A 25494-nucleotide genomic window follows, 5' to 3' on the forward strand; every position below is an offset into this window, starting at 1 on the left:
CCGAAAGCGTAACCCACCGCTGTTTGTCTCCGCAGCGGCAGAAGAGGTGGATTACGCCTTCGGCTAATCCACCCTACAGCACCGGTGACAGCTTCTACCTGCTCCCGTCCGGCCCCATCACGAGGTCCGGCAGCCAGGTCGAGATCCCCGGCACGAAGCACAGCAGCAGCACCGCGAGCATCATCAGCAGCACGAACGGCAGGGTGCCCCAGATCACCTCGCGCAAGGGAATATCCGGCGCGACGTTGCGGATGACGAAGATGTTGAGGCCGACGGGCGGATGGATCAGCCCCATCTCCATCACGATGGTCATGACCACGCCGAACCAGATGATGTCGAAATTCGCGGCGCGCAGGGGCGGCAGGATGATCGGCGCGGTCATGAGAATGATCGACACCGGCGGCAGGAAGAAGCCGAGCACGACCACCATGACGAGGATCGCGAACAGCAGCTCCCAGCGCGGCAGGTGCATCGCGACGATGGATTCGGCGACCGATTGCGAGATGTGCAGATAGCTCATCACATAGGAATAGAGCAGCGACATGCCGATGATCATCATCAGCATGGTCGATTCCCGGATCGTCGATTTCATGATGGGGGCAAGGTCGCTCGGCCGCCACACGCTGTAGATCACGGCGATCAGCGCCAGCGCGAGGAGGCCGCCGAGGCCCGCCGTCTCCGACGGCGTGGCGTAGCCGCCATAGAGGGCGATCATGACGCCGGTGAGCAGCAGCACGAACGGGATCACCCGCGGCAGCACGCTGAAGCGCTCGGCCAGCGTGTACTCGTCGCGGGTCAGGATCGCGGCCTCGGGGCCACCATTCTTGTAGACCGCCTCGGCCGCGGCATATTCCTGCCGGAAGCGGATCACGGCGTAGGCGCCGAACAGCGTGACCAGCAGCAGGCCAGGCCCGATGCCGGCCAGGAACAGCCGCCCCAACGACTTTTCGGCGGCGACCGCGAACAGGATCATGGTGATCGACGGCGGCAGCAGGATGCCGAGCGTGCCGCCGGCGGCAATGATCCCTGCGGCAAAGCCGCCGGAATAGCCGCGCTTGCGCATCTCGGGGATGCCGGCCGAGCCGATCGCCGAGCAGGTCGCGGGCGAGGAGCCCGCCATTGCCGCAAACAGCGCGCAGGCGAACACGTTGGCGACGCCGAGGCCGCCGGGCACCCGATGCAGCCAGGCGTGCAGCGCCGAATAGAGATCCTGGCCGGCGCGCGACTTGCCGATCGCCGCGCCCTTCAGGATGAAGAGGGGGATCGACAACAGCGTGATCGAGGCCATTTCCTCGTAGACGTTCTGCGTGACCGTATCGAGCGAGGCCGAGGGCATGTAGATGCCCATGAACACGACCGCGACCGCGCCGAGCGCGAACGCGATCGGCATCCCTGAGAACATCACCAGCAGCGTCGCGATGCCGTAGGCGAGGCCAATGCCGAAAACGCTCATGGCCGCTTGGCTCCGGTAAAGGGCAGCAGCGCAAGCTGCACGAGGATCTGGAGGCAGAGCAGGCTCATCCCGAGCGCCATCAGCGAGTAGGGGATGGCGAGCGGCGGCGACCACATCGAATTGGAGACCTGGCCGTCGACATAGGCCTCATGGGCCAGTGTCCAGGATTTCCAGGTGAAGAAGGCGCAGAACAGGAAGGTAGCTGCGTCGACCAGCCAGAGCCTGATCCGGTTCGCCAGCGGTGACAGCAGGCCGACGAAGGCTTCGATGCCGATGTGACCGCGGTTCTGCTGAACATAGGCGGCCGTCATGAAGGTCGCGCCAACCAGCAGGAACACGGCCGCCTCGTCCTGCCAGTAATTGGCAGCCTTGTACAGCGCGCGGCTGAGCACGCTGTAACTCAGGATGGCGCAGGCCGCGACCAGTGCGATCGCGGCGAACACGACGATGATGCTGTTGAGGATGGCAAGACCGCGATCGATCGCCGCCGCAGGGCCTGTGCCTGCGGCAGCGATTGCATGGTCGTCACGATCCGGAAGCGGACCGTGGCTCATGCTGCGACGTCGATGGCGAGCTTGAGCAGGTTTGCGGCGGTCGCGGTCTTGGCGCTGTAGTCCTTCCAAGCGGTGTCACGGGCGATGTCGCGCCACTTGCCGACCGTGGCGGCATCGAGCACCGAGACCTTGGCGCCGGCCTTCTCGTAGACCTTGGCGACCTCGACGTCGTCATCCTGTGCGCCCTTGCGTCCGAAGGCTTCGAGCTCGGTGCCGACCGCGAGCAGGATATCCTGATGGTTCTTCGGCAGCTTGTCGAAGATCGCCTTCGACATCATCAGCGGCTCGAGCATGAACCAGTAGGAGGCGCCCGCGCCCGAGGTCAGCGACTTCGCGACCTCTTCCAGGCGGAACGAGATCAGGCTCGTCGAGGAGGTGATGCCGGCATCGCAGGCGCCGGTCTGCATCGCCGCGTAGATTTCGTTGGAGGGGACCGACAGCACCGAGGCCCCGGCGGTCTGAAGCACCATGTCCATCTCGCGCGAGCCGCCGCGCACCTTCATGCCCTTGGCATCTTCAGGCGCGACGATTGGCTTGGAGCGGCTGGCAACGCCGCCGGCCTGCCAGACCCAGGTGAGCAGGATGATGCCCTTGTCGGCGAGGAAATCGGTCAGCGCCTTGCCGACCGGCTCCTTCTTCCAGCGCAGGCCCTGGTCGTAGGTGGTCACGAGGCCCGGCATCAGGCCGATATTGGTTTCCGGCACCTCGCCGCCGGCATAGGGCATCGGATAGAGGCTGATGTCGAGCGCGCCCTTGCGCATCGCGGAGAACTGCGCGTTGGTCTTGATCAGCGAGGAGTTTGGATAGATCTCGGCGGCGATGTCGCCATTGCTGCGCTTACTGACTTCGGCGGCGAACATGCGGCAGAGCCGGTCGCGGAAATCGCCCTTGTCGATGGTGCCGCCCGGGAACTGGTGCGAGATCTTCAGCGTGGTGGCGGCCTGCGCCGTACCGGTGCCGAAGCGGAGGATGGCGGGCGCGGCGACGGCGGTCGCGAGCAGATGGCGGCGCGTGAGCATGGTTATGGTTTCCTTGGACGATTCTTGTTTGTGCGATTTGGACTTAGTCCTTGAGACCGGCACGTGGGCCCATCCTAGCCGGTCTTTCACCCGATATTCTTTCATCTGATAGTTCGAGACCGAATGTCCGGGCAAGTGCCGGCCGTGCTGCGCTGCACACTCCCATCCCTGTTGCGAGCGGGACCACGCCGAACGCCGGATAGCACCAGGCTCGTCAAAATTTACCGGCGGGGGCGTAACAACGCCGGCTGGCGATCCGTCGAGATTGGATAGCGGCGTCCGTCGCTGACAAACACCATCTCGAAGGGAAGTTGAACCATGACCATTCGCACCCGCATCGTGCTCGGCGTCTCGGCTGCCGCTCTCTCGCTTGGCCTCGCGTTTGCCCCGGCCGCCTTCGCTCAGGACAAGATGGGCAAGGATGACGGCATGATGAAGAAAGACACGATGTCCAAGGACGGCATGATGAAGAAGGACACCATGTCCAAGGACGGAATGATGAAGAAGGATCACATGTCGAAGGACGGCATGAAGAAAGACGACGGGATGATGAAGAAGAATTGATCACCGGCGTCATCGCGCAGCGCCTGCCTTGGGCGGGCAGCGCACTCTCGAATCTCGGAGGCGGCATTTGGGACCGCCTCCGGAACTATGCTTTAGTTCAGGTTCAATAGGACGTTACGAGCGCACCTTACTTGCGCTTCGCCTTGCGGGCGGCGTAGCGCGCGTCGCGCTTGGCCTTTTGCTCGGCTTCGAGCGCAGCCTTTCTCTCGGTGGCTTCCTGAGCCTCGCGCGCGATCCGTGCGGCTTCGGCAGCCTTGGCTTCTTCCTCGAGGCGCTTCTGCTCGGCCTTCTCCGCCTCGCGCGCAGCCTTCGCCTCGGCGCGCTTGGCCGCGAGTGCCTCGCGTTCAGCACGGCGCGCCAGCACCGCCGGATCGTCGGGTCCCGGTTGCGACTTGAATTTGTTCAAAAGATTTTTGCGGGCTTCCTGCGCCGCCCTTTGCCGGTCTGTGAAGCCGGGTTCCCTGAATCCACTCATCTACGAGCCTTGTCTTCCTCGCTTTCGATCCTACATCGGTGCCTGTTGGTACGTCGGCTGGGCATAGCAGGCGCCACGCGACGCTGTAGCGTGTACATCGGCGCGCGTCGCGAAGCCACCCATAATCGCAGCCGATCAGGTCAACGAAAAATCGCCTCCCCGACGATCTCTCGTAGCCCGGAAAAACTGCTGAATTGTGATGTCCCTCATAAGGGAGCACGAGCGCGACGCCTAGCGTCCGCCCGGAACGAGACGGAGCACGGGCATGATGACCTTCCGACCGAGCCTGAAGGCGCTCGCAATCGCCTTCGTCCTGGCAAGCGTGGCCGGTGCCGCCGTGCTCGTCGCGCGCCCGCAGCCGGTCGACAGTGCCGTGCTGGGCGCGGGCTGGGAATGCAGCCAGACCGCATTCGTGCTAACGACCTGCGCACCGCGGGTCCAGCGGGCGATCCCGGCGGTCGAAACCTCGCGCAAGGACGCGACAGCGCCGCCCCGAGGCTGAATGGGGCAGGCTGATCGGGATGTGACGCGACGCCGCAGAGGTGATAAAGCCGGTTTGCCAGCGCGATCAGGCGGCCATGTCCAAGCCCAAATCCGAACCCGGCGAGAATCCTAGTCCGCGACGAGACCGTAGATCCGAGCGCCAGCCCGGTGACGACCGTCGCGGCGCCATCGCTGGATTGATCATCGCGATCGTGATTCTTGGCGTCGGCTGGTGGCTTGCCCGGGATCTCACCGCAGCCAGCAAGATGCAGGATTGCCTGATGTCCGGGCGAAGCAATTGCAACGTGATCGAGCCGGCTCGCTAGAGGCGCTTCAACGTGGCCCGCCGGAAGCCGTTGCGGCCAAAAATTGCCGTGATCTTAATCATTTGTAACGGGACTTAGCCGATCAAGCAGGTCAGTTATGTCGGCCGGTATCAACCCGGTGCGCGGCGAATCGTCTATCGCGCCGGGCACGACGGCCATCGAGAGAGTAGGGGGCGAGCACGCATGAGTGCGTCCAAACGCATGAAGATCGTTATTCCGCTGGTTTCGGCCATGTCGTTGCTGGCGGTTTCGGCGCAAGCTCAGGACGCAAGGCCGTCGAGGGATGCCGCTCCGCCGCCAGGCCGCCAGGGCGTGGGCGCGCCACCCCCGCCCAATCAGAACATGCGCCAAAGTCCTCCGCAGCAGGCGGCCCGGCCCGCTGACCAGCCCCATGCGGGTCCCGGTCGGCACAATGCCGGCGGGCCGCCGCCGGGACGTCACATCGCTCGCGGGCCCGCTCCGGAACGTGACTGGGGCGGACACACCTATCGCGGCAATCGCGCCTGGGAAGGCGGCCGCTGGCGTCATGAGGTCCGCAACGGCCGTTCCGGCTGGTGGTGGGACGTTGGTGGCGTCTGGTATTATTATCCGCAACGGGTGGCTGGCCCGCCTGCCTACATCTCCGAGGACTATATCGATGACGTGCCGGTGGCCTATGCCCCGCCCCCCGTCGCCTACGCGCCGCCACCTCCGCCTCCGCCTCCGGCTGATCCCGGTGCCAGCGCGCTTGGCGGCGCGATCGTCGGCGGCGTGCTGGGCGGCCTGATCTCGGGCAACGCAACGGGGGCCGCCGCGGGCGCGGTTCTCGGCGGTGCGACGGGCGCAATCGCCGGTGCCACCGCTGCATCCCAGCCCGGATACTATTGGGCGCAGGGCACCTGCTACTATCGCTATCCGAACGGCCAATACGTGCAGGCTGATCCCCGCGCGTGCTACTGAGTTTTCCAAGCGGATTTGGAGCGCGGAGGCGGGCCCAGGCCCGCCTCTTTTTTTGGGCGCAGGCTCAAATGAGTGCTGGCGCCGGTGGCGGCCCCGCGCAAATTTCAAAAGAAAAATGTCGGATGATTCGGGGGATGTGGGACATGCTGGATGCCATCCAGATCAGCGTGGCGCTCTGGGCCATGATCGTTTGCGGCGGGATCAAACTCTCTCAGGCGCTGCCTTGCCTGTTCTAAAGCGCAATGAGCTCAGGATGAAACAGACGCTTTAGGTTATTGTTTGAGCATGATCTCCGCGCAAACGCGTTCCGCGCGTCGCGAGGGAAAACCGCTGCACAATTGTCCGGATCGTGTCGTAGCACGCAACCGGCGTCCGCAACCTTTATGGGCGAAAGCGATAGTCAATCGCCTCGGACATCAGGACACGAGCCAGCCGAAGAATGCGATCGTGGCCCAGACCAGGCTGCCGATCCAGGCCAGCATGACGACGCCGATGGTGCCGAGATACGCGATGCCGAGCAGGTTCGAGCCATGTCGCTGCCTCTGGACGATGACTTCCGTGGCTGCTTTGCGTGTCATGACCCGACCTCACCCAAGAAGCGTCCAGGCAACGTTTAGCGGAGATGCCGGCAACAGGCTGTGACGTAGTTCACAGATCTGTCCATGAGGCCCGAAGACACCACCCCGCAATCATACGGACGAAACGGTCACGCGCTCGTCCAGATGGCCGGCTAGGGTCGGCCCCATGTACACCGGGTATGATCCACAGCACGAAGCCGAGGCCGCGATGAAGCGGGCCGCGGAGGCCGAAGGCGCCGACCGGCAACGGCTTATCCGGCTGGCCCTGGCGTGGCATCAACTCGCCCGCGATCCGCAGGATGAGCATTCTTCAGCCGGGCGCATCTCTCGGATTGGATAGGCGGCCGACATGAGAAAAACCCCGTGCTCGGGGGACAAGCACGGGGTTCTTCAAAGCCGACCGGGGTTGGCAGGTCGGCACCACTCAAGTCGGTCGTTCAACGCTCTGATCACGTGTTCGTTCCGCGTCGATCCGCGGGCGTTGAACTCCTGTACGGCTCGCGCGCTTGGCGCGCAGGAACATTCGTTCCGCGGCAGCGTTGTGCGGCTATGACCGATCCCGAGTTACGCGCACAGTCCTTCGAGATCGCCTGGCGATATCTCGACCAGTCCGGCCTGCTCACGGGCGAGACCAAGGATTCCGCCCGCTTCATCTTGAACCGGATCGACCGCATGATGTTGCGTGGAGAGCGACGCAGGCTGCTGCTGTCGAATGCCGCCATCGATGCTTATCGGTTGCGGCCTATGTTAGTGAGTGCAGGATCGATCTGATTGAACCAGTCGTTAACGAATCCTCGGCTCCGCAAAATGTGATCGCGATTCGTGCTTTGCGAACGAAGGGGAGTCGGATCGTGAACAAACAAAAAGCCCCCGAAGGGGCTCAGTGTTTCAGGCGGCTTCCGTCTTCGGTACGGCGTCGGCATTCACCGACAGTTTGACGATATCGCCTTCGACGGCACCGACATATTTCCTGTCGATGTAGTGATGATGATCCTTGTGACCTTCCGGGCTGTCCCTGCGCGTCAGCTTGATGCGATTGCCCTCGACGCGATCGACGGTGCCGACATGTGCGCCGTCCTTGCCGATGATCTTCATGTGCTCTCTGATGTCGGTCATGCTGTTCTCCTTTGCATGGATTCAACTGCAAAGACGCGTGTTCGTTGCAGCGGGCGCGTTGGACCCAGGGCGTTTTCCAGACGTTGACGCCCCATCGGATCTGTCAAGAAGCTCATGGAGACCGTTCGAGCCTATCTGGAGCGAAAGCACGAGGAACTCGGGCTGTTGAATGACTGCCTGAGAAGCCGGCTCGATTTGGCGTGTCCGCGTTCCGTCGACGAGGTGGTCAGGTCCAAATTCCAGATCGCTGCGGCGCTGAGGGCGGAGCACGAATTGCATGAATGGAAGGCGACGGAGACAGCCTGGTCGCATACGGCCGCTCCCGCCAGCGGGCCGTTCGAGTTCAGTTACGACTACCAGCGGGCCGATCTTACGGTGCGCGGTCCTTCGTTCTATGAGTTCGACTGCGGCTGCAGGAGCACTGCGATCTATACCGCCTCAGGCATGGCCGCGATCTCCGCCGTGCTGCTCGCCTCCGCGCAAATCGTCGAGAAGGCTGATGTTCTGGTGCTTCCAGGCTCCTATGGAGAGACGCTGGAGCTGATCCGGGGCTTCGTCCCGCATATGCGGCTCGAAGCCTTGAAGCTGCCCCTGGGCGATGCGTTTGCTCCGGCGAACGCGCCGCGGATACTTCTGTTGGATTCCTGCTCCTTCGCCGGCGCTTTCGAGGCGGCGCTGCGCTGTGACGGCTCGGGTCTCGATCTCCTGGTTTTCGACACGACATGCTTCGCCGGCAGGTCAGGCCGTATCAGGCGTGTCCTGAGATGGGCCCGGCGATACGGAGTTCCGCTGGTGCTGGTGCGAAGCCACAACAAGCTCGATTCGCTCGGAGCGGAATATGGCCGCCTCGGCTCAGCCGTTTTCGAGCAAGGGAGCGAGCATCAGCAGCGGGCAGGGGGCGTCGAATGGGCACGCCTTGCGTCCGAAACGCGAAGCGCGGTGCGGCTGCTCGGCGGCGCGGCGTTGCCGGCGCATTTCCCGCCCTTTGCAGGCAGTGCGGCGTACTGGGCCCTCACGAAGAGGCGTGTCGCGGCGATCTTGCGCAACGGCCGCAGCACGGCTCGATATTTCGCCGCGAAGCTCCCGGCGCTCTCGGCCGAGCTTCATTTCACCCACGGTCTGTACGTGACCCTCCGGGGAAAGCGCGTGCTCGACGAGGCGGCAGCGCGGCAGGCGGCCGAAAAGATGAGCAGCGAATTGCGCGGGGAGGGGTTCCCCATTCGCCACGCCGGCAGCTTCGGCTTCGATTTCGCGGCGACCGAATGGTTTCACGATGCGACCACGGACCAGTATAGCGTCCGGGTGGCGGTCCCCGATCTTCCGACGGAGCTTTGGAATGATCTGGCCACCGCAATTGCGCGGTGGTGGCTGGCGCATCAGGCGTGAGGTGAGGGATGAATGGCGTGGCCACGTCAAGAGCCGCGCGAGGGCGCGCCTCGTATCAATCGATCGCCAGGCACTGCTCCAGCGCCGGCTTCTCGTGGCTGCGACGCGCCCACTCTTGAACCGCGAAGGCCAGGTGATGCTGCCCCACCGCGGCGCCGACGATCGATGCCTGCGCCATCTCGATGGGCTTCTTGACCACGTTGAGACTCACGACGCCTGCGTCAATGGCCAAATACGACATCGCGACGATCGCCACCGCGGATGCGATCGCCATTCTCGTCCACTCCGATTGACGCATCGGGATCCTTTTCGGGTGCAGTTCGCCCGGCCGATAGATAGGGCTGATGTGCTCGGTTCAAAGGCCGGAGCGGAGTTACCCACGCATTCGTGAAGAACTGGACGGCGTCAGCAGGAAGCTGCGGGTTCGGAATTACGCCCGACGCATGCGGCGTTTGGCGTCCGCCAAGAAGCCATCGATCTCGGATTTCACTATCCGTCATTTCCTGAAGCACCAGCCTGGCCGAGTTGCAGTCACCGCTAATGGCGACAGGAAAAGAACGGCCGGCGCGCAGAGGCGCCGGCATGTGGTCAGAAACGACTCATTGGCGCGCGATGACGATGCCGTCGGACGAGCAGAACCAGCACGGCGGCGAGGATGCCGCATGCCCCTGCCATGAACGGAGTCACGTAATAGGCGTATCGATTGAAACCATAGACCAGAAACGCTGGAAACGCTGCATTGATGAAAGCCAGCATGAGCATCAATATGCCAGCTGCGGCCAGATTGCGTGTCAGCCGCGCGTTCCGTTCCGGTCGATCAAAAATCCTGCATGCAAGCAGCAGTGCGGCAAGCAGCAAGGTGCCCGCCGACAACCAGCGAATAGGCCCCGGCAGAAAATCGTATTCGCTGGAGATCGATAATCCGCAACAGAGCGGTGCCCGATCGTAGCGAGGTGCATAGCCGAGGCTGAACAGCTTGTGCAGGAACGCCTGCAGCCCATCGGCCGACGGCAGTAGCCGCGACAATACCGCAGGCGGGTCATAGTGGTCACGAATCAGAGTTCCGCTCTTCAGCCCGGTAGGGCTGTGGAAGATCTCAAACACATCGCGTTTGACGAAGTACTCGTAATCGTCGGGCCTAGAGGCCCGACTCGCCGGATAATTGCCGTCGAACAGGAGGAAGAACATTTCGCGCGTGAAATGTTGGCTGACGTGTCTCCACAGGGTCGAGGGCGTGGTCACCGTTTCAACGAAGATGTCCCGCACGATACGTTCAAAATCAGCCTTGCTGTCGCCAGGCCGGCGCATGCGCTCGATCGCATAGAGCGGCCATTGATACTGCTCGATGTCAGCCCAGCCTTGCGGACCGTCAGCGCCGCGCATCGCGGTGACAAACTGCCTCGCCTGCGCCTTGCGCTCCAGATGGACTCCGTGGTCGAAATCGCCGGAATAACCGATCACAAAAGCCATCACGCTTACGACGTCAGTTGCCGGCCGCTTTTCGACAATCGCGTTGATGGCGATGGGAATTGCATACACGGCCAGGCCGAAGCCGGTCGCGACGGCCAACACGGCGAGCCGGCGAACCAGACGCATGTCGAGCGCCAATAATAGCCACAGCAGGATCGCGAATCCCGCGCCCACGGCGGCGGACCGGCAAAGCATCACGGCCCCGATGCTGAGTCCGATTCCCGCTGCGGCGCGAAACGGCGACCAGTTCCGGAACACTATGCCAGCCGCCATGAACGCAGCCAGACTCATTAGGAAGACCGACGTAGTCTCGGCGCCGATCGTATTGTCGTAGTGGATTGTTCGCGCATAGAGCGTCGCCAGCAGGAAGGCGAGCAGCGAAAATGTTCGGGGCGCTCCTGCGAAGCGGACGATCGCTGCGATCAGTAACCCCGTCGCAACCGACATTACATGCTGGGCTGCCACGAAGAGGCGGATATCTGGCGCGAAAAGCTTGGATAGCATGAAAAAGAAGAAAGCCAGCCCGTAGGGGCGGCCGTTCATGTCCTCCGCGTAATGGCCCGTCAGAATGGCGCGGGTCTCGTCAAGATATGCCGCGCTGTCTTCGTGAATGAAGTTGTCGGGCCATGCCACGAAGAAAGCAAGATGAACCAGCGCCGCCAGAGCAACGGCCGCTAACCAGATGGCGGGCCAAAAGATATGATCTGCAAGCCACGAAATCCGCGAGGTTTTTACGCGTGAGCCGGTCTGCGAGCCCGTTTGCTCCTGGCCATTCCTCATTTCGTCCCGCACACGGTCCAGGAATAGCCGTGCCGATGATGCAGCCTTACGTTCTTGAAGCCCGCATCCCGCAGCAACGCTTCAGCCTCCTCGCGCTTGTAGAATTTTGCCCAGCGGGGATTGATCTGGTCGACGATGACGAGCCGCCGCTCGGCCGGCGGGAAACGCATGAAGACATTTGCCAGATAGTTCGACAACGGCAGTCCGGGCCAGCGGCCGGCGAGTGCCGCATAAGCGAGAACAACGGGATAGAGTAGCCAGGCGAGCGTTTCGTTCACGACGACGGGCAGGTTCCTGGTGACGAAGCGGATCGGCACGAAGATGCTCTGGTAAGTGCGGCTGCCCTCATGGCCGTAAAGCCAGACCAGCATCTTTCCGCCCGGACGAAGCGCTTCGTACGCTGCTTTCACCACAGGCCGCGGCTCCGGAATATGATGAAGCACGCCGATTGACAGGATAAGGTCGAAATCATCCTTGGGAAGTGCTTCTCCCGTCACATTGAGGCTGCGCACGCGGTCAGCGGCTTTTGCCGTGTTGCGCACGAGAACGTCGTAGGCCCGGCTGGGCTCGACGGCAGTCACCGACGCGGCGCCGGCCGCGAGCATCATCAGGACGATCCGCCCGGTGCCCGACCCGATGTCGGCGCATCTGCGGTCTTTGATATCTTCGAGTGTCAGAAACGGCGCGATGATGTCGGCGAACAGTTCAACGCTGCCGTAATAGTCCGGGTTCTCCGTGTGGCGCGTCCATTGCTCTCCGAAGTCGTGGATGGTCTGATCGCGATCGCTGTTTCTTGCCGCCCGATCGTGCTGCATTATACTGGTACGTCCCTTTTCGTCGTCACGTCCCGAAGTCGAGCATCTTCAGATCAGCGGAGGCCGCCGGGGTGGACACCACACTGCGCGACAATGTTCTGGAGATCCCGAAATGCAGAATCGGCCAAATCGCATAGGAATGATCGCGTCGATGCTCGGCATGTTCCCGCCAAAGCAGCCGCGCCTCGTCCGCTACGATGAAGGGGGCGAGGGCGTCGGCTTCGCGTTCAAAAATTCGCTCGGCGGTCGACCGCAGCTCGTGGCGCAGCAGGCCGGCCAGTGGCGCATTGAAGCCATGCTTGGCTCCCTCGGTGACTGCGCTGGGAGCTTTCAGCCGGCGGGCGAGGCGCCGCAACAGGGCCTTCTTTTCGCCCTGCCGTGAAAGCAGCAGATCGGCATGGCAGCGCCCTGCGAAGTCCATGATCCGCCGGTCGAGAAACGGGACCCTCAGCTCGAGCGAGTGAGCCATGCTCATGGCGTCAGACTTCAGCAGAAGTCCAGCCGGCAGGTGCCAGCGCTGATCGGCAACCAGACAACGATCGATGAGATCGCCTTCCGCGTTTGCAATCTCCGCCTTGTAGCCGCGGAACGGATCCTCCCCGAGGAGAGGGCGCAACGCGCTGCCGTAAAGTTTGGAAAGCATGAATTGCGGGACGTAGCGGCGCCAGCAGGCATGCGCTTCGTTCGGACCAGCGGCCATGCCGAAGGCAAAGCGGAATGCGATGGCTGACAATGGAAGCCGTTTTTGTCCTGCCCCTCCGAACCCGTAGAAGAACTGGCCAATCTGGTTCCAGGCGCCTGACGGTAAAAGCGGGCCGAGACGGGCCGCCCATTTCGATGCGGTGTATGTTGGATAGCCGGCAAAAAACTCATCGCCGCCGTCACCCGTGAGCGCCACTGTCACGTTCTTTCTCACTTCCTGCGAAAGCAGGAGCAGCGCCAGCGAAGCCTCGTCGCAGGACTGGCCATCATAGTGATGGACAACCGTCGCCAAAAGGTCGTCGAGGTCGGTGCGCATCTCGACCTGGACGGAGCGAAGCTTTGCCCCGATCGTATCGGCCACCATTCGAGCGAGCGGCGTCTCGTCGAAATCCTGGTTGGCGAAGCTCGCTGTGAACATCGGCAGCCTGCCGTCGGATCGGTCGGCGCCCAAAGCAACAAGCGTACTGTCGATGCCGCCGCTGAGCAGCACGCCGACGGGGACATCACTCACCAGCTGGTCGGAAACGACCTTGCTCCACAACTGTTCAAGCTCGACTGTCGCGTCGTCGATGCTGGTGATCTCAGCAGTTCTGGTCGGTCGCCAAAATCGCCGTTCGGTCCGCTTGCCCTCACAGTAGGTGACAACGGTTCCCGGCGCGATCTGGTGCACCCCTTCGAATGTGGTGTCCTGCGGTCCGACGTAACCCATCGCGAAGAAAGCATGAAGCCCCGCCGCCGAGGCCTGGCGGGGCTGAGCTGGATCAGCAAAGATGCCCTTAATTTCGCTCGCGAAGCGAACGACGCCGCGGTCTTCTGCGTAATAGAGCGGCTTAATGCCGATGCCGTCCCGCGCCAGGATCAGACGCCGCTCATCCCGATCCCAGAGCGCGACGGCGAACATGCCCTCCAATCGATCGAATATCCGATCGCCCCATGCGAGGTAGCCCAGCGGAATGATCTCGGTGTCGCAACTGGTTCGAAACGTGAATCCGAAGTCGCGCGCCAATTCAGTCCGGATTTCCCGGTCGTTGTAGATCTCGCCGTTGTAGCTGACGATTATCCGACCGGAGGGATCGGTGAAAGGCTGCCGCCCATCGATGCTGAGATCGCGGATCGCCAGCCTCGCATGGCCGAGTGCTACTCCCGGAGCGATCAAGATGCTGCTGTCGTCCGGGCCGCGATGGTGTAGAGCGGCGACCATGGCGCGCACCGATCCCTCGCAGGCGAGCCTGCGATCGCTGGAATAGATGCCCGCAATGCCGCACATGATTGCCTCAGACGCGCGTCATGCGGTTCTCGCGAAGCGGTGGCGCTTCGTCGTGGGCGACGGGCTCGTAATTCTCCCGCTCGATTCGCGATGACTTGACCATAATCTGGCGGAGCAACACCGCCAGTAATCCGAGCGAGAAGATGATGACAGACGAAATGATGCCGCCGACGCCGACGAAGAAGAATACGTTGAGCTTCGCGATCAGCGCGAGAGCAAAGCTGACAAAGGAGGATACCAGCACGATGCACGCCATCAGCGCGAACATTTTCAGCGGATTGTAGTAGATCGCCGCTTCCACGATGTACTGAAGTGTCTTCATCGAGTCGCGTAACAGCCTGACCTTCGATTTTCCCACCCGCTTGTGATATTCGATCGGGATATACGCCACGAACTTCCCGGTCATCATGTACGCCAGCGTCATCGACGTGGTGAAACTAAAGGTGTCGCAGAGATGGTCGAAGTACTCCAGCGCGCTCGATCGCTGGAACACGCGAAGACCGGAGTTTATGTCCGGGATGGAGCGTCCCGCGGTGAATTCGACGAGGAAGCGCAGCACCCGCCGCAACGGCATTTTGATCAGCGATTCGCGGTAGTGCTTGCCACTGCGCGCGCCCACGACCATGTCGTAGCCTTGGCCGTACCGCTCAAGCAGATCCGGAATGGCTTCGACCGGGTAGGTCCCATCGGCATCGTTGATGATGATCGTGTCGTAGCGGGCGGCCCGAATCCCGTCCTTCAGCGATCGGCCATAGCCGACGTTGTGAGGATGACGCAGCACCCGCGCTCCGGCAGCCTCGGCCCGAGCCGCAGTCTCGTCGCAAGAGCCGTCATCGACCACCACGATTTCGTAAGCGCCGATTGCACCCTTGGACAGTACCTGTCGCAGGCGGGCGATGGTCCTGCCGATCTCATCCTGTTCGTTGAGGGCAGGTATGACGATCGAGATCATCGCTTGCGGCCCACCGCAATGACCGACTGTCCAAAGACCTTCCTCGTTGCGGGGTCGGCGAGGCGTGAGAGCGGAACCAGCCATTTGTCGAACAGGCGTATCTGCGAATTGACTGCCTTGTCATTCAGCGAGCCGTGGCGAAGCGCGCGATTGGCGAGCCAGCCAAGTCCGCCTATCGAATTGAAGTAGTCGCAGCGAACGATCTCGAGCCCCGCATCGGTAAGCCGCGATCGCATTTCGGCGCGGCTATAGCGGCGGTGATGGCCCGCCATGCGGTCCAGATCGTTGAAAAGGAGTTCCAGAGCCGGAACGATCACGAGGAGATGGCCGCCGGGCTGAAGGGCCCGGGCGAGATTGGTGACCGCCTTGCCATCGTCCTCGATGTGCTCGATCACGTTCAGGCACACAATCGTTTTCACCTTGCGCTCATTGGCAAGCGCCACAAATTCAGGACGCGTGATGTCTGAAACGCGCAGATCGAGACCGGGAAACCGCTGGCGTCCTTCCTCCACCGAAGCAGGATCGATATCGATACCGATATAGTCGCCGTAGTCGCGCAGCACACTGGCATAGCTACCGTGTCCAACGCCGATTTCGAGCACCGGTGCGGCAAGGTATTCCGAGAACGAGGCGAGAATCCACGAGATATAGTTCTTCGCGTCAGCCATCGCGGACGAATATGTCTCCGCACCCTTAAGGGCAGGTACGGACGCTAGCCGGGCCTCACTCATTCTCGCATCCTGGACGTGTGGTGATTTTCTAACGCATACTATATGGGGCCAAGCCCGTCGAGCCTGGCCGCTGACCTTAGGTCAGACGCATAAACCTCACCCTTCACAAGGAGGCAACCCGGCCGCCCGGCTTCAACTGCCTGCAGCAGCAGGATCGCTTCGACAGCTCACGAGTTCAATCAAAAAAGTGGCTGGCGATCCCGGCAGGACTCGAACCTGCAACCCGCGGAGTAGAAATCCGCTACTCTATCCAGTTGAGCTACGGGACCGTCTTGAGCGGGCCGGTCTGGGCGGCCGGCCGTTCATCTAACATGCCAATATGAAAAATCTCGTGTTTCGCCAAGCCTGAACCGAACCGTTTTCCTCAATGCGGCGACAAAGCGGAACGGTGAGGTGTCAGGGTGCCGGGTTGGGCGGCAGCGGACTGGACGATGGATCACATCGCCGGGACCGCTGAAGAGCTTCCGTGACACGGCCGCCGGTCGACCGGCTGGGTGTTGCCGCGCCATCAGGGCGGCGTGCGGGGCGATGCTTGTCGGTCTGTTTGGGCTTGTCATGGCGCAATGCTGGTTTTTGCACTTCTGGTTCCATGGCCTTGAGTCCGTCACCTTTCCGCGCATTTCATCTGACCGCGGCGTTCGCTGCGATATCCGGGAGTCTATCATGATCGGTCTGGTTCGCGCCGTCACACTCTGCGCCACGCTGGCGTTCGGCCTTGCCGCCGCGCAGGCTGCGGACAAGGCGTTCAAACGCGACGATCTCGCCGATTCCGCCATCAAGCTCGAGGCCCAGATCAAGAGCGAGGCGGGGCCGGTCGCCAAGAGCGGCGCGACGCTGCGCACGGACGCCGACGCCGCCTTCCGGCGCAACGATGTCCGCACCGGCCTCTCGGTGCTCGGCCAGATCGCGGCCACCGCGCCGGACGACGCCGGCAACTGGCTGCGGCTTGCCAAGGTCATCTTCCAGATCTCGCCGAAGAGCTCGAGCGAGCAGACCTTCCTGCTCGAGCGCGCCTCGACCGCCGCCTATATCGCCTATCAGCGCGCCGGAAACCCGGGCGAGGAGGCCGACGCGCTCGCCGTGCTCGGCAAGTCGCTGGCCGAACGAAAACTGTGGCGGCCGGCGCTGGATGCATTGCGGCTGTCGCTCGACATGCGTGAGGTCGCCGACGTCCGCGGCCAGTATGAGAAGATGCGCGACGAGCACGGCTTCCGGCTGCTCGACTATACCGTGGACTCGGATTCGGCCAGCCCGCGCGCCTGCTTCCAGTTCTCGGAAGAGCTTGCCAAACGGACCGACTTCGCGCCGTTCCTGGCGCTGGCGGGGCAGGACAAGCCGGCGCTGTCGGCAGAAGGCAAGCAGCTCTGCGTCGACGGGCTGAAGCACGGCGAGCGCTACAACATCAATCTGCGCGCCGGCCTGCCGTCCACGGTGAAGGAGGGCCTGCCGAAATCGGCCGAGTTCAACGTCTATGTCCGCGACCGCAAACCCTTCGTGCGCTTCACCAGCCGCGCCTATGTGCTGCCGCGGACCGGCCAGCGCGGCATTCCCGTGGTCAGCGTCAACACGCCCGCAGTCAACATCAACGTCTTCCGGATCGGCGACCGCAATCTGATCAACACGGTGGTCGACAGCGACTTCCAGAGGACGCTATCGACATACCAGCTCTCCGAGCTCGGCGACCAGCGCGGCGTCAAGGTCTGGTCCGGCGAGCTCGCGACCGCGATGACGCTGAACCAGGATGTCACCACCGCATTCCCGGTGGACCAGGCGCTCGGCGAGCTCCAGCCCGGCGTCTACGTAATGACGGCCGCGGCCAAGGGCCCCGGCTCGGACGACGAGTACCAGCTCGCGACGCAATGGTTCATCGTCTCCGACCTCGGCGTCTCCGCTTATTCAGGCAATGACGGCATCCATGTCTTCGTCAACTCGCTGGCCTCGACCGATCCGGTCGGCAAGGCCGAGGTGCGGCTGGTCGCCCGCAACAACGAGATTTTGGCCACCCGCAGGACCGACGACAGCGGCCACGTGCTGTTCGAGGCCGGCCTCGCGCGCGGCGAGGGTGGGCTGTCGCCGGCAATGCTCACCGTCACCGGCGAGAAGGCCGACTATGCCTTCCTCAACCTCAAATCCTCCGCCTTCGATCTGTCCGACCGTGGCGTTTCGGGTCGTGCGGTGCCGGCCGGCGCCGACGCGTTCGTTTATGCCGAGCGCGGCGTCTACCGCTCCAGCGAGACCGTCTATCTGACCGCACTGTTGCGCGACGGCCAGGGCAATGCCGTCACCGGCGGGCCGATGACGCTGGTGATCGAGCGTCCTGACGGCGTCGAATTCCGCCGCGCCGTGCTGGCCGACCAGGGCGCCGGCGGCCGAACGCTGGCCGTACCCCTCAACTCGGCCGTCCCCACCGGTACGTGGCGGGTTCGCGCCTTCACCGATCCGAAGGGATCGTCCGTCGGCGAGACCACCTTCATGGTCGAGGATTACGTCCCCGACCGGATCGAATTTGACTTGTCTGCCAATGACAAGCTGATCAAAGCTAATGCTCCAGTGGAGCTCAAGGCGAACGGCCATTTTCTCTATGGCGCGCCGGCCTCCGGCCTCCAGCTCGAAGGCGACATGCTGGTGGCGCCTGCGAGCGAACGCCCCGGCTTCGCCGGCTATCAGTTCGGCGTCAATGACGAGGAGACCACCTCGAACGAGCGCACGCCGCTGGAGAACCTGCCCGAGGCCGATGCCAATGGCGTCGCGACCTTCCCGGTGACGCTGGACAAGCAGCCGGCCTCGACGCGGCCGCAGGAGGCGCAGATCTTCGTCCGCATGGTCGAGACCGGCGGCCGCGCCGTCGAACGCAAGATCGTGCTGCCGGTCGCGCCCGCGGCGGCGCAAATCGGCATCAAGCCCCTGTTCGGTGACAAGAACGTCGCCGAGGGCGACAAGGCCGAGTTCGAAATCGTGTTCGTCTCCCCCGAGGGCAAGACGCTGCCCCGCGACGGCCTGCGCTACGAACTCCTGAAGATGGAGTCGCGCTACCAGTGGTACCGCCAGAACAATTATTGGGAGTACGAGCCGGTCAAGTCGACCTCGCGCATCGCCGACGGTGACGTCACGATCGCGGCCGACAAGCCGTCGCGCATCTCGCTCAGCCCCCAGCCCGGCCGTTACAGGCTCGACGTCAAGTCCAACGACGCCGACGGCCCGGCGACCTCGGTGCAGTTCGACGTCGGCTGGTATTCCGACGGCAGCGCGGACACGCCGGACCTGTTGGAGACCTCGATCGACAAGCCGCAATACGCCTCCGGTGACACCATGACGGTGTCGGTCAACGTCCGTAGCGCGGGCAAGCTGACCATCAACGTGCTCGGTGACCGCCTGCTGACGACCCAGACGATCGACGTCAAGGAAGGCACCGCGCAGGTGAAGCTCCCGGTCGGCAAGGACTGGGGCACCGGCGCCTATGTGGTGGCGACGCTGCGCCGTCCGCTCGATGCAGCTGCCCAGCGCATGCCGGGACGGGCGATCGGGCTGAAATGGTTCGGCATCGACAAGCAGGCCCGCACGCTGCAAGTGAAGCTGACGCCGCCGGCGCTGATCCGACCGAATTCGTCGCTGAAGATTCCGGTCAAGCTCGACGGGCTCAATCCGGGCGAGGACGCCAAGGTCGTCATCGCTGCGGTGGATGTCGGCATTCTCAACCTCACCAATTACAAGCCGCCGGCACCGGACGATTATTATCTCGGTCAGCGGCGCCTGAGCGCAGAGATCCGCGACCTTTACGGCCAGCTGATCGACGGCATGTCGGGCACGCGTGGCCAGATCAAGTCCGGCGGCGACGCCGGTGCAGGTGAGCTCCAGGGCTCGCCGCCCACGCAAAAGCCGCTGGCCCTGTATTCGAGCATCGTCACGGTCGCCGCTGACGGCACGGCCGAAGTGAGCTTCGACATCCCGGAGTTCGCCGGCACCGCGCGCGTGATGGCCGTGGCGTGGACCGCCACGAAGCTCGGCCGCGCCAACACCGACGTCGTGATCCGCGATCCCGTGGTGCTGACCACGACCCTGCCGAGGTTCCTGCTCAATGGCGACCACGGCACGGTCAATCTCGAGATCGACAATGTCGAGGGCGAGGCTGGCGACTACGTCATCAACGTGAAGACGGACGGCCCGGTGAAGATGACCGGCAATCCCGCGACCACCGTGAAGCTCGCCGCCAAGCAGCGCAACGCGTTCTCGCTCGCGCTCGATGCGACTGCGGCGGGGCAGGCGACCCTCGACGTCGACATCAAGGGGCCGAATGGCCTCGCGCTGGCGCGCCACTACGCCTTCGGCGTCAAGCCGGCGACGCAGGTGCTGGCACGGCGCTCGATCCGTACGCTAGCGAAAGGCGAGAGCCTGACGCTGACCTCGGACATGTTCTCCGATCTCGTGCCGGGCACCGGCAGCGTCTCGGTCTCGGCCAGCCTGTCCACTGCGCTCGATGCTGCGACGATCCTCAAAGCGCTCGATCGCTATCCCTATGGCTGCTCGGAGCAGATCACGAGCCGGGCCATGCCGCTGCTCTATGTCAACGATCTCGCCGCCGGCGCGCATCTCGCGATGGACACCGAGGTCGACCAGCGCATCCGCGACGCGATCGAGCGGTTGCTGGCCCGCCAGGGCTCGAACGGCTCGTTCGGCCTGTGGTCGGCGGGCGGCGACGATGCCTGGCTCGATGCTTACGTGACGGACTTCCTCACCCGCGCCCGCGAAAAGGGCTTTGTGGTGCCGGACGTGCTGTTCAAGAACGCGCTTGATCGCATCCGCAACTCCGTGGTCAATGCCAACGAGCCCGAGAAGGACGGCGGCCGCGATCTCGCCTATGGCCTCTACGTGCTCGCACGCAATGGCGCGGCGCCGATCGGTGACCTCCGTTATCTCGCCGACACCAAGCTGAACAACCTCGCGACACCGATTGCGAAGTCGCAGCTTGCGGCAGCGCTGGCGCTGGTCGGCGACCGCAACCGCGCCGAGCGGGTGTATGGTGCCGCGCTCGACAGCCTCGCGCCCAAGCCGGTGTTGGAGTTCGGCCGCACCGATTACGGCTCGCAGCTCCGCGATGCCGCAGCGCTGGTCTCGCTCGCCAGCGAAGGCAACGCGCCGAAGGCGACGTTGACGCAGGCAGTGTCGCGGGTCGAGACCGCGCGCGGCCTGACGCCCTACACCTCCACGCAGGAGAACGCGTGGCTGGTGCTGGCGGCGCGGGCGCTCGCCAAGGAGAACCTCTCGATCGAGGTGGACGGCCAGCCGGTCAAGACCGCGCTCTATCGCAGCTACGAGGCTGCGACGCTGGACGGCAAGCCGCTGAAGATCACGAACACCGGCGATGCGCCGATACAGGCGGTGGTCTCGGTGTCGGGCTCGCCGGTAACGCCGGAGCCGGCGGCGTCCAACGGCTTCAAGATCGAGCGCGGTTACTACACGCTCGACGGCAAGCCCGCCGATATCAGCAAGGTCAAGCAGAACCAGCGCTTTGCGGTGGTGCTGAAGATCACCGAGGCCAAGCCTGAGTACGGCCACATCATGGTGTCGGACTATCTGCCGGCCGGTCTCGAGATCGACAATCCAAAGCTGGTCTCGTCGGGCGACAGCGGCACGCTGGACTGGATCGAGGATGGCGAGGAGCCGGAGGATACCGAGTTCCGTGACGACCGGTTCACCGCGGCGATCGACCGCGCTTCGGATTCCAAATCGGTCTTCACCGTCGCCTATGTCGTGCGTGCGGTCTCGCCCGGCAAATATGTGCTGCCGCAAGCCTATGTCGAGGATATGTATAATCCCTCGCGCTATGGGCGGACCGGCACGGGAAGCGTCGAGGTGCGGACGGCGAAGTGAGGTGGTGGGTTCGAACGTAAGCGGGATTGTATGAGCGACGTGGCGTCACATTCTCAGTCGTCAGACCCGGGCTTGTCCCGGGCATCCATGGACTTGGGCGCCGCTGGCAAAAACGCGGTTGGCCGGGACAAGCCCGGCCATGACGGAGTGCGGGGCAGGGGCCTTCGTGCCCTCTCAGCCGTCGCACTCGCCTTCATCCTCGCCGTCATCGGTTTCGTCGGCTGGGTCTACTCGCTCGGTCCTCTCCCGCTCGACGAGGCTCGGCAAATCTCCACGACCATCGTCGACCGCAACGGCAAGCTGCTGCGCGCCTATGCCATGGCGGACGGACGCTGGCGGCTGCCGATCGAGACAAAGGCAAATGTCGATCCGACTTATCTGAAACTGCTGTTCGCCTACGAGGACCAGCGCTTCTACGCCCACAATGGCCTCGACCCGCTGGCGCTGGGGCGCGCCGCGTTGCAGCTCGGAACGCGCGGCCACATCGTCTCGGGCGGCTCGACCATCACCATGCAGCTCGCGCGGCTGATGGAGCCGCGGCGGCAGCGCTCGCTTCATGCGAAGCTGCGGCAGATCGTGCGCGCGATCGAGCTGGAGCGGACGCTGAGCAAGGAGGAGATCCTCGATCTCTATCTCTCGCTCGCCCCTTACGGCGGCAATCTCGAAGGCATCCGTGCGGCCTCCATCGCCTATCTCGGCAAGGAGCCGAAGCGGCTGTCGCTGGCGGAGGCCGCGCTGCTGGTCGCGTTGCCGCAATCGCCCGAAACCCGCCGGCTCGACCGCTATCCGGACGCGGCGCGCAAGGCGCGCGACCGCGTGCTCGACCGCATGGTCGAGGAGCACGTGGTCAGCGCTGAGGACGCAACCCAGGCCAAGGCCGTGCCGGTACCGAAGCTGCGCAAGCCGATGCCGATCCTGGCCCCGCATGCCTCCGATAGCGCGCTTTCGACGGTCAAGAACACGCCGGTCATCAAGCTGACGCTCGATGCGAGCTTGCAGAAGGTGCTGGAGCCGCTGGCGCGCGACCGCGCCATCGCGCTCGGGCCGAACATCTCGGTCGGGATTATCGTCGTCGACAACGAAAGCGGCGACGTGCTCGCGCGCGTCGGCTCGGCGGATTATTTCGACGAGAGCCGGGCAGGGCAGGTCGATATGACCCACGCGATCCGGTCGCCGGGCTCGACACTCAAGCCGTTCATCTACGGGCTCGCCTTCGAGGACGGCTTTGTCCATCCCGACAGCCTGATCGACGACCGGCCGGTCCGCTTCGGCTCCTATGCGCCGGAGAATTTCGACATGACCTTCCAGGGCACGGTACCGGTGAGGAAGGCGCTGCAATTGTCGCTGAACGTGCCGGCCATCGCGCTGCTCGACCGCGTCGGCTCCAGTCGGTTGGCGTCGCGGCTGCGTCAGGCAGGCGGCAACCTGATTCTGCCCAGGGACGAGGCGCCAGGACTCGCCATGGGGCTCGGCGGGGTCGGCGTGACACTCCAGGATCTCGCCCAGCTCTATGCGGGCTTCGCCCGCCTCGGCACCACCAAGCCACTGCGCGAGGTCGTGACTGATCGGGACGATCGCGAGCCGCTTCGGCTGCTCGATCAGGTCGCGGCCTGGCAGGTCGGCAACGTGCTGCTGGGAACGCCGCCGCCGGAAAACGCTGCCCACAACCGGATCGCGTTCAAGACCGGGACGTCCTACGGCTATCGCGACGCCTGGTCGGTCGGCTTCGATGGCCGCATGACCATCGGCGTCTGGGTCGGCCGGCCCGACGGCGCCCCGGTTCCCGGGCTGATCGGGCGCGTCGCTGCCGCGCCGATATTGTTCGACGCCTTTGCCAGGACCGGCAAGACGCTCGCCCCGTTGCCGAAGGCGCCCAGGGGAACCCTGGTGGCAGGCAACACCAAGCTGCCGGTGCCCCTGAAGCGGTTCCGCCCGGTCGGGGAACTGGTGCGGACCGGCAGCGATCAGGCGCTGCACATTCAGTTTCCGCTGAACGGCTCGCGGATCGATGTCGATCGATCAGGCAGCCGGGAGAACGCAGCCGTGCCGGTCAAGGTCGCCGGCGGCGTACTGCCCATGACCGTCATGGTTAACGGCACCGCGCTAGGCGAGATCGACGGCCGCCGTCAGCGGCTGATCGATCCGCCCGGACCGGGCTTCGCCCGGGTCACCGTGATCGACGCCACTGGCGCGGCGGACACAGTCGTCATTCGAATTCAATGACCCTGCCTCAAGCGGTTGTGGCGATGGCGGTTTCAGCGTAAGCGGAACCAATGGCCGAGACCTACCCAAGCCCCCGTTTTGGAGCACCCCGCGAGTCGAAATCACCCGCAAATCCGGGCAGTGGACTCGTGCGCATGCTCGACATCGTCACGGCCAGCCATGCGCGCGCGGTCGGCTTCCTGGTGCTGTGCGCGCTGCTGCTGTTTCTGCCGGGATTCTTCACCATCCCGCCGATCGATCGCGACGAAGCGCGGTTCGCCCAGGCCACCAAGCAGATGGTCGAGAGCGGCGACTACGTCGATATCCGCTTCCAGGAGGACGTCCGCTACAAGAAGCCGGTCGGCATCTACTGGTTGCAATCGGCGACCGTCGAAGCCGCGTCGATGCTCAAGCTGCCGAAGGCCGAATTGCGCATCTGGGTCTACCGGCTGCCGTCGCTGATGGGCGCGATCGGGGCCGTCCTCATGACCTATTGGGCCGCGCTCGGCTTCGTCACGCGGCGCGCCGCGGTGCTGGCGGCGCTGATGATGTGCGCCTCCGTGCTGCTCGGCGTCGAGGCGCGGCTGGCAAAGACCGATGCCATGCTGCTGTTCTGCGTCGTCGCCGCGATGGGCGCGATGGCGCGGGCCTATCTGTCCTGGCAGCGCGCCGAGGACGAGACGCGTCCGCCCTGGAGCTGGCCCGCGATCTTCTGGACCGCGCTCGCTGTCGGCATCCTGATCAAGGGCCCGCTGATCCTGATGTTCGCAGGCCTCACCATCGTCGTGCTTGCGATCCAGGATCGCGATGCCTCCTGGCTGTGGAAGCTGCGGCCGCTCTGGGGGCTGATGTGGATGCTGGTGTTGGTGCTGCCCTGGTTCGTCGCGATCTTCTGGCGAGCGGGCGATACCTTCTTCGCCGATTCCGTCGGCGGCGACATGCTGAGCAAGTTGGGGGCCCAGGAATCCCATGGCGCGCCGCCCGGACTGTACCTCGCGTTGTTCTGGATCACGTTCTGGCCCGGCGCGCCGCTTGCGGCGATGGCGGCGCCCGCGGTGTGGCGGGCGCGGCGTGAGCCCGGCGCGCAGTTCCTGCTCGCCTGGCTGATTCCGTCCTGGATCGTGTTCGAGGCGGTGCTGACCAAGCTGCCGCATTACGTGCTGCCGCTCTATCCGGCGATCGCGATCCTCACCGCAGGCGCGGTGGAGCGGCGTGTGCTGTCGCGTTCCTGGTTGATGCGCGGTTCGGCCTGGTGGTTCGCGATCCCCGCAGCCGCCTCGATCACCGCAGTCGTCGGCGCGGTGATGCTGACGCGGCAGCCGGCCTTCGTGGCCTGGCCGTTCATCGCGGCCTCGCTGATCTTCGGCCTGTTCGCCTGGTGGCTCTACGACAACAATCGCGCCGAGCGCTCGCTGCTCAACGCGCTGGTCGCAGCCCTCATGCTGGCGGTGACGGTCTACGGCATCGTGCTGCCGTCGCTGACGCCGCTGTTTCCCAGCATCGAGATCGCACGCGCGCTTCGCAACGTCACCTGCGTCGGACCGAAGGCGGCTGCGGCCGGCTATCACGAGCCGAGCCTCGTCTTCCTGGTCGGCACCAAGACCTTGCTCACCGACGGCTCCGGTGCAGCGGATTTCCTGCGGCAGGGGAGTTGCCGCTTCGCGCTGATCGAGCAGCGCTCGGAGCGCAGCTTCGTGCAGCGCGCCGAGGCGATCGGGCTGCGCTACAAGGTGGGTACGCGCATCGACGGCTACAACTTCTCGCAAGGGCGCGCGATCTCGATCTCGATCTTCCGCTCGGAAGGCACCGAATAG

At 64.0% G+C, this 25494-nt stretch carries 22 protein-coding genes and 1 tRNA gene; 10 read left to right on the forward strand and 13 right to left on the reverse strand.

From position 1 onward, the window contains the following. Window positions 1-94: 94 nt before the first annotated feature. The 3 genes from ABIG06_RS30250 to dctP are packed head-to-tail and all read right to left on the reverse strand — an operon-like array spanning window position 95 to window position 3026. Window positions 95-1453 (reverse strand): TRAP transporter large permease, encoded by a 1359-nt coding sequence (locus ABIG06_RS30250; protein WP_124160871.1) that lies wholly within the window; start codon window positions 1451-1453, stop codon window positions 95-97. Beyond that, window positions 1450-2007 (reverse strand): TRAP transporter small permease, encoded by a 558-nt coding sequence (locus ABIG06_RS30255; RefSeq protein ID WP_424578464.1) that lies wholly within the window; start codon window positions 2005-2007, stop codon window positions 1450-1452. The genes ABIG06_RS30250 and ABIG06_RS30255 overlap by 4 nt, the downstream gene beginning before the upstream one ends. Then, window positions 2004-3026: a TRAP transporter substrate-binding protein DctP gene (gene dctP, locus ABIG06_RS30260; protein ID WP_124160873.1), complete on the reverse strand. Its 1023-nt coding sequence runs from the start codon at window positions 3024-3026 to the stop codon at window positions 2004-2006. Before dctP ends, ABIG06_RS30255 begins: the two co-directional genes overlap by 4 nt. Window positions 3027-3344: 318 nt before the next feature. Between dctP and ABIG06_RS30265 the strand changes: the two genes are divergently transcribed. After that, window positions 3345-3590 (forward strand): pentapeptide MXKDX repeat protein, encoded by a 246-nt coding sequence (locus ABIG06_RS30265; protein ID WP_124160874.1) that lies wholly within the window; start codon window positions 3345-3347, stop codon window positions 3588-3590. Window positions 3591-3717: 127 nt separating this feature from the next. On the opposite strand, the gene ABIG06_RS30270 is transcribed toward ABIG06_RS30265, so the two are convergent. Further along, window positions 3718-4065, reverse strand: a complete 348-nt coding sequence (locus ABIG06_RS30270; protein WP_370139666.1) for a DUF6481 family protein — start codon at window positions 4063-4065, stop codon at window positions 3718-3720. A gap of 265 nt (window positions 4066-4330) precedes the next feature. Here ABIG06_RS30270 and ABIG06_RS30275 point away from each other — a divergent pair, with 265 nt between their 5' ends. The 4 genes from ABIG06_RS30275 to ABIG06_RS30290 all read left to right on the forward strand — a co-directional run bounded on the left by ABIG06_RS30275 (window position 4331) and on the right by ABIG06_RS30290 (window position 6049). Further along, entirely contained in the window at window positions 4331-4567 is a 237-nt protein-coding gene (locus ABIG06_RS30275; protein ID WP_124160876.1) for a hypothetical protein, read from the forward strand. A gap of 76 nt (window positions 4568-4643) precedes the next feature. Continuing rightward, the gene (locus ABIG06_RS30280; RefSeq protein ID WP_424578465.1) at window positions 4644-4874 is read left to right on the forward strand and encodes a hypothetical protein; all 231 of its coding nucleotides are present in this window, start codon (window positions 4644-4646) and stop codon (window positions 4872-4874) included. A gap of 183 nt (window positions 4875-5057) precedes the next feature. Then, window positions 5058-5813, forward strand: a complete 756-nt coding sequence (locus tag ABIG06_RS30285; protein WP_370139667.1) for a hypothetical protein — start codon at window positions 5058-5060, stop codon at window positions 5811-5813. 68 nt (window positions 5814-5881) lie between these two features. After that, window positions 5882-6049 carry a hypothetical protein gene (locus ABIG06_RS30290; RefSeq protein WP_370139668.1) on the forward strand — a complete coding sequence of 56 codons (168 nt, stop codon included), beginning with the start codon at window positions 5882-5884 and terminating at the stop codon, window positions 6047-6049. Between the two features lie 180 nt (window positions 6050-6229). Here the strand turns inward: ABIG06_RS30290 and ABIG06_RS30295 are convergent, their stop codons facing one another. After that, complete coding sequence (locus ABIG06_RS30295; RefSeq protein ID WP_199751550.1) at window positions 6230-6391, reverse strand: hypothetical protein; 162 nt, start codon at window positions 6389-6391, stop codon at window positions 6230-6232. 549 nt (window positions 6392-6940) lie between these two features. Between ABIG06_RS30295 and ABIG06_RS30300 the strand changes: the two genes are divergently transcribed. Continuing rightward, entirely contained in the window at window positions 6941-7162 is a 222-nt protein-coding gene (locus ABIG06_RS30300) for a hypothetical protein (RefSeq protein WP_124160879.1), read from the forward strand. 117 nt (window positions 7163-7279) lie between these two features. Here the strand turns inward: ABIG06_RS30300 and ABIG06_RS30305 are convergent, their stop codons facing one another. Continuing rightward, complete coding sequence (locus ABIG06_RS30305) at window positions 7280-7507, reverse strand: DUF2171 domain-containing protein (protein WP_124160880.1); 228 nt, start codon at window positions 7505-7507, stop codon at window positions 7280-7282. 114 nt (window positions 7508-7621) lie between these two features. On the opposite strand from ABIG06_RS30305, the gene ABIG06_RS30310 reads away from it, so the two are divergent. Further along, on the forward strand, window positions 7622-8893 hold the full coding sequence (locus ABIG06_RS30310; protein WP_370139670.1) for a hypothetical protein: 1272 nt from the start codon (window positions 7622-7624) through the stop codon (window positions 8891-8893). Window positions 8894-8948: 55 nt separating this feature from the next. Here ABIG06_RS30310 and ABIG06_RS30315 read toward each other — a convergent pair whose 3' ends face one another. From ABIG06_RS30315 to ABIG06_RS30345, 7 genes are all read right to left on the reverse strand, one after another. After that, window positions 8949-9167, reverse strand: coding sequence for a hypothetical protein (locus ABIG06_RS30315; protein ID WP_370139671.1), 219 nt, complete (start codon window positions 9165-9167; stop codon window positions 8949-8951). 314 nt (window positions 9168-9481) lie between these two features. Then, a complete protein-coding gene (locus ABIG06_RS30320; RefSeq protein WP_370139672.1) occupies window positions 9482-11143 on the reverse strand; it encodes a hypothetical protein in 1662 nt (553 codons plus the stop codon). Beyond that, window positions 11140-11958 (reverse strand): class I SAM-dependent methyltransferase, encoded by an 819-nt coding sequence (locus ABIG06_RS30325; RefSeq protein WP_124160884.1) that lies wholly within the window; start codon window positions 11956-11958, stop codon window positions 11140-11142. The genes ABIG06_RS30320 and ABIG06_RS30325 overlap by 4 nt, the downstream gene beginning before the upstream one ends. Window positions 11959-11983: 25 nt before the next feature. Continuing rightward, window positions 11984-13927, reverse strand: coding sequence for an asparagine synthase (glutamine-hydrolyzing) (gene asnB / locus ABIG06_RS30330; protein ID WP_424578466.1), 1944 nt, complete (start codon window positions 13925-13927; stop codon window positions 11984-11986). 7 nt (window positions 13928-13934) lie between these two features. Further along, on the reverse strand, window positions 13935-14879 hold the full coding sequence (locus tag ABIG06_RS30335; RefSeq protein ID WP_370139675.1) for a glycosyltransferase family 2 protein: 945 nt from the start codon (window positions 14877-14879) through the stop codon (window positions 13935-13937). Then, window positions 14876-15547, reverse strand: a complete 672-nt coding sequence (locus tag ABIG06_RS30340; protein ID WP_370139676.1) for a class I SAM-dependent methyltransferase — start codon at window positions 15545-15547, stop codon at window positions 14876-14878. Before ABIG06_RS30340 ends, ABIG06_RS30335 begins: the two co-directional genes overlap by 4 nt. Before the next feature lie 255 nt (window positions 15548-15802). Continuing rightward, a tRNA-Arg gene (locus ABIG06_RS30345) sits at window positions 15803-15879 on the reverse strand. Window positions 15880-16273: 394 nt separating this feature from the next. On the opposite strand from ABIG06_RS30345, the gene ABIG06_RS30350 reads away from it, so the two are divergent. The 3 genes from ABIG06_RS30350 to ABIG06_RS30360 all read left to right on the forward strand — a co-directional run bounded on the left by ABIG06_RS30350 (window position 16274) and on the right by ABIG06_RS30360 (window position 25494). After that, window positions 16274-21478, forward strand: a complete 5205-nt coding sequence (locus ABIG06_RS30350) for an alpha-2-macroglobulin family protein (protein WP_370139689.1) — start codon at window positions 16274-16276, stop codon at window positions 21476-21478. Between the two features lie 87 nt (window positions 21479-21565). Continuing rightward, window positions 21566-23701 carry a penicillin-binding protein 1C gene (gene pbpC / locus ABIG06_RS30355; protein ID WP_370139690.1) on the forward strand — a complete coding sequence of 712 codons (2136 nt, stop codon included), beginning with the start codon at window positions 21566-21568 and terminating at the stop codon, window positions 23699-23701. 50 nt (window positions 23702-23751) lie between these two features. Further along, on the forward strand, window positions 23752-25494 hold the full coding sequence (locus ABIG06_RS30360; RefSeq protein WP_370139691.1) for an ArnT family glycosyltransferase: 1743 nt from the start codon (window positions 23752-23754) through the stop codon (window positions 25492-25494).

The sequence above is a fragment of the Bradyrhizobium sp. USDA 326 genome (genome assembly GCF_049739485.1).
In the GTDB taxonomy this organism is placed as follows: domain Bacteria; phylum Pseudomonadota; class Alphaproteobacteria; order Rhizobiales; family Xanthobacteraceae; genus Bradyrhizobium.

What these genes read in the sequence shown, in the direction of transcription:
- asnB (WP_424578466.1), bottom strand. Translation starts at nt 13,927, where the DNA reads ATGTGCGGCATTGCGGGCATCTATTCCAGCGATCGCAGGCTCGCCTGC.
- ABIG06_RS30255 (WP_424578464.1), bottom strand. Translation starts at nt 2,007, where the DNA reads ATGAGCCACGGTCCGCTTCCGGATCGTGACGACCATGCAATCGCTGCC.
- ABIG06_RS30265 (WP_124160874.1), top strand. Translation starts at nt 3,345, where the DNA reads ATGACCATTCGCACCCGCATCGTGCTCGGCGTCTCGGCTGCCGCTCTC.
- ABIG06_RS30280 (WP_424578465.1), top strand. Translation starts at nt 4,644, where the DNA reads ATGTCCAAGCCCAAATCCGAACCCGGCGAGAATCCTAGTCCGCGACGA.
- ABIG06_RS30275 (WP_124160876.1), top strand. Translation starts at nt 4,331, where the DNA reads ATGATGACCTTCCGACCGAGCCTGAAGGCGCTCGCAATCGCCTTCGTC.
- pbpC (WP_370139690.1), top strand. Translation starts at nt 21,566, where the DNA reads ATGGACTTGGGCGCCGCTGGCAAAAACGCGGTTGGCCGGGACAAGCCC.
- ABIG06_RS30310 (WP_370139670.1), top strand. Translation starts at nt 7,622, where the DNA reads ATGGAGACCGTTCGAGCCTATCTGGAGCGAAAGCACGAGGAACTCGGG.
- ABIG06_RS30315 (WP_370139671.1), bottom strand. Translation starts at nt 9,167, where the DNA reads ATGGCGATCGCATCCGCGGTGGCGATCGTCGCGATGTCGTATTTGGCC.
- ABIG06_RS30350 (WP_370139689.1), top strand. Translation starts at nt 16,274, where the DNA reads ATGATCGGTCTGGTTCGCGCCGTCACACTCTGCGCCACGCTGGCGTTC.
- dctP (WP_124160873.1), bottom strand. Translation starts at nt 3,026, where the DNA reads ATGCTCACGCGCCGCCATCTGCTCGCGACCGCCGTCGCCGCGCCCGCC.
- ABIG06_RS30325 (WP_124160884.1), bottom strand. Translation starts at nt 11,958, where the DNA reads ATGCAGCACGATCGGGCGGCAAGAAACAGCGATCGCGATCAGACCATC.
- ABIG06_RS30300 (WP_124160879.1), top strand. Translation starts at nt 6,941, where the DNA reads ATGACCGATCCCGAGTTACGCGCACAGTCCTTCGAGATCGCCTGGCGA.
- ABIG06_RS30335 (WP_370139675.1), bottom strand. Translation starts at nt 14,879, where the DNA reads ATGATCTCGATCGTCATACCTGCCCTCAACGAACAGGATGAGATCGGC.
- ABIG06_RS30290 (WP_370139668.1), top strand. Translation starts at nt 5,882, where the DNA reads ATGAGTGCTGGCGCCGGTGGCGGCCCCGCGCAAATTTCAAAAGAAAAA.
- ABIG06_RS30285 (WP_370139667.1), top strand. Translation starts at nt 5,058, where the DNA reads ATGAGTGCGTCCAAACGCATGAAGATCGTTATTCCGCTGGTTTCGGCC.
- ABIG06_RS30360 (WP_370139691.1), top strand. Translation starts at nt 23,752, where the DNA reads ATGGCCGAGACCTACCCAAGCCCCCGTTTTGGAGCACCCCGCGAGTCG.
- ABIG06_RS30295 (WP_199751550.1), bottom strand. Translation starts at nt 6,391, where the DNA reads ATGACACGCAAAGCAGCCACGGAAGTCATCGTCCAGAGGCAGCGACAT.
- ABIG06_RS30320 (WP_370139672.1), bottom strand. Translation starts at nt 11,143, where the DNA reads ATGAGGAATGGCCAGGAGCAAACGGGCTCGCAGACCGGCTCACGCGTA.
- ABIG06_RS30340 (WP_370139676.1), bottom strand. Translation starts at nt 15,547, where the DNA reads ATGGCTGACGCGAAGAACTATATCTCGTGGATTCTCGCCTCGTTCTCG.
- ABIG06_RS30305 (WP_124160880.1), bottom strand. Translation starts at nt 7,507, where the DNA reads ATGACCGACATCAGAGAGCACATGAAGATCATCGGCAAGGACGGCGCA.
- ABIG06_RS30250 (WP_124160871.1), bottom strand. Translation starts at nt 1,453, where the DNA reads ATGAGCGTTTTCGGCATTGGCCTCGCCTACGGCATCGCGACGCTGCTG.
- ABIG06_RS30270 (WP_370139666.1), bottom strand. Translation starts at nt 4,065, where the DNA reads ATGAGTGGATTCAGGGAACCCGGCTTCACAGACCGGCAAAGGGCGGCG.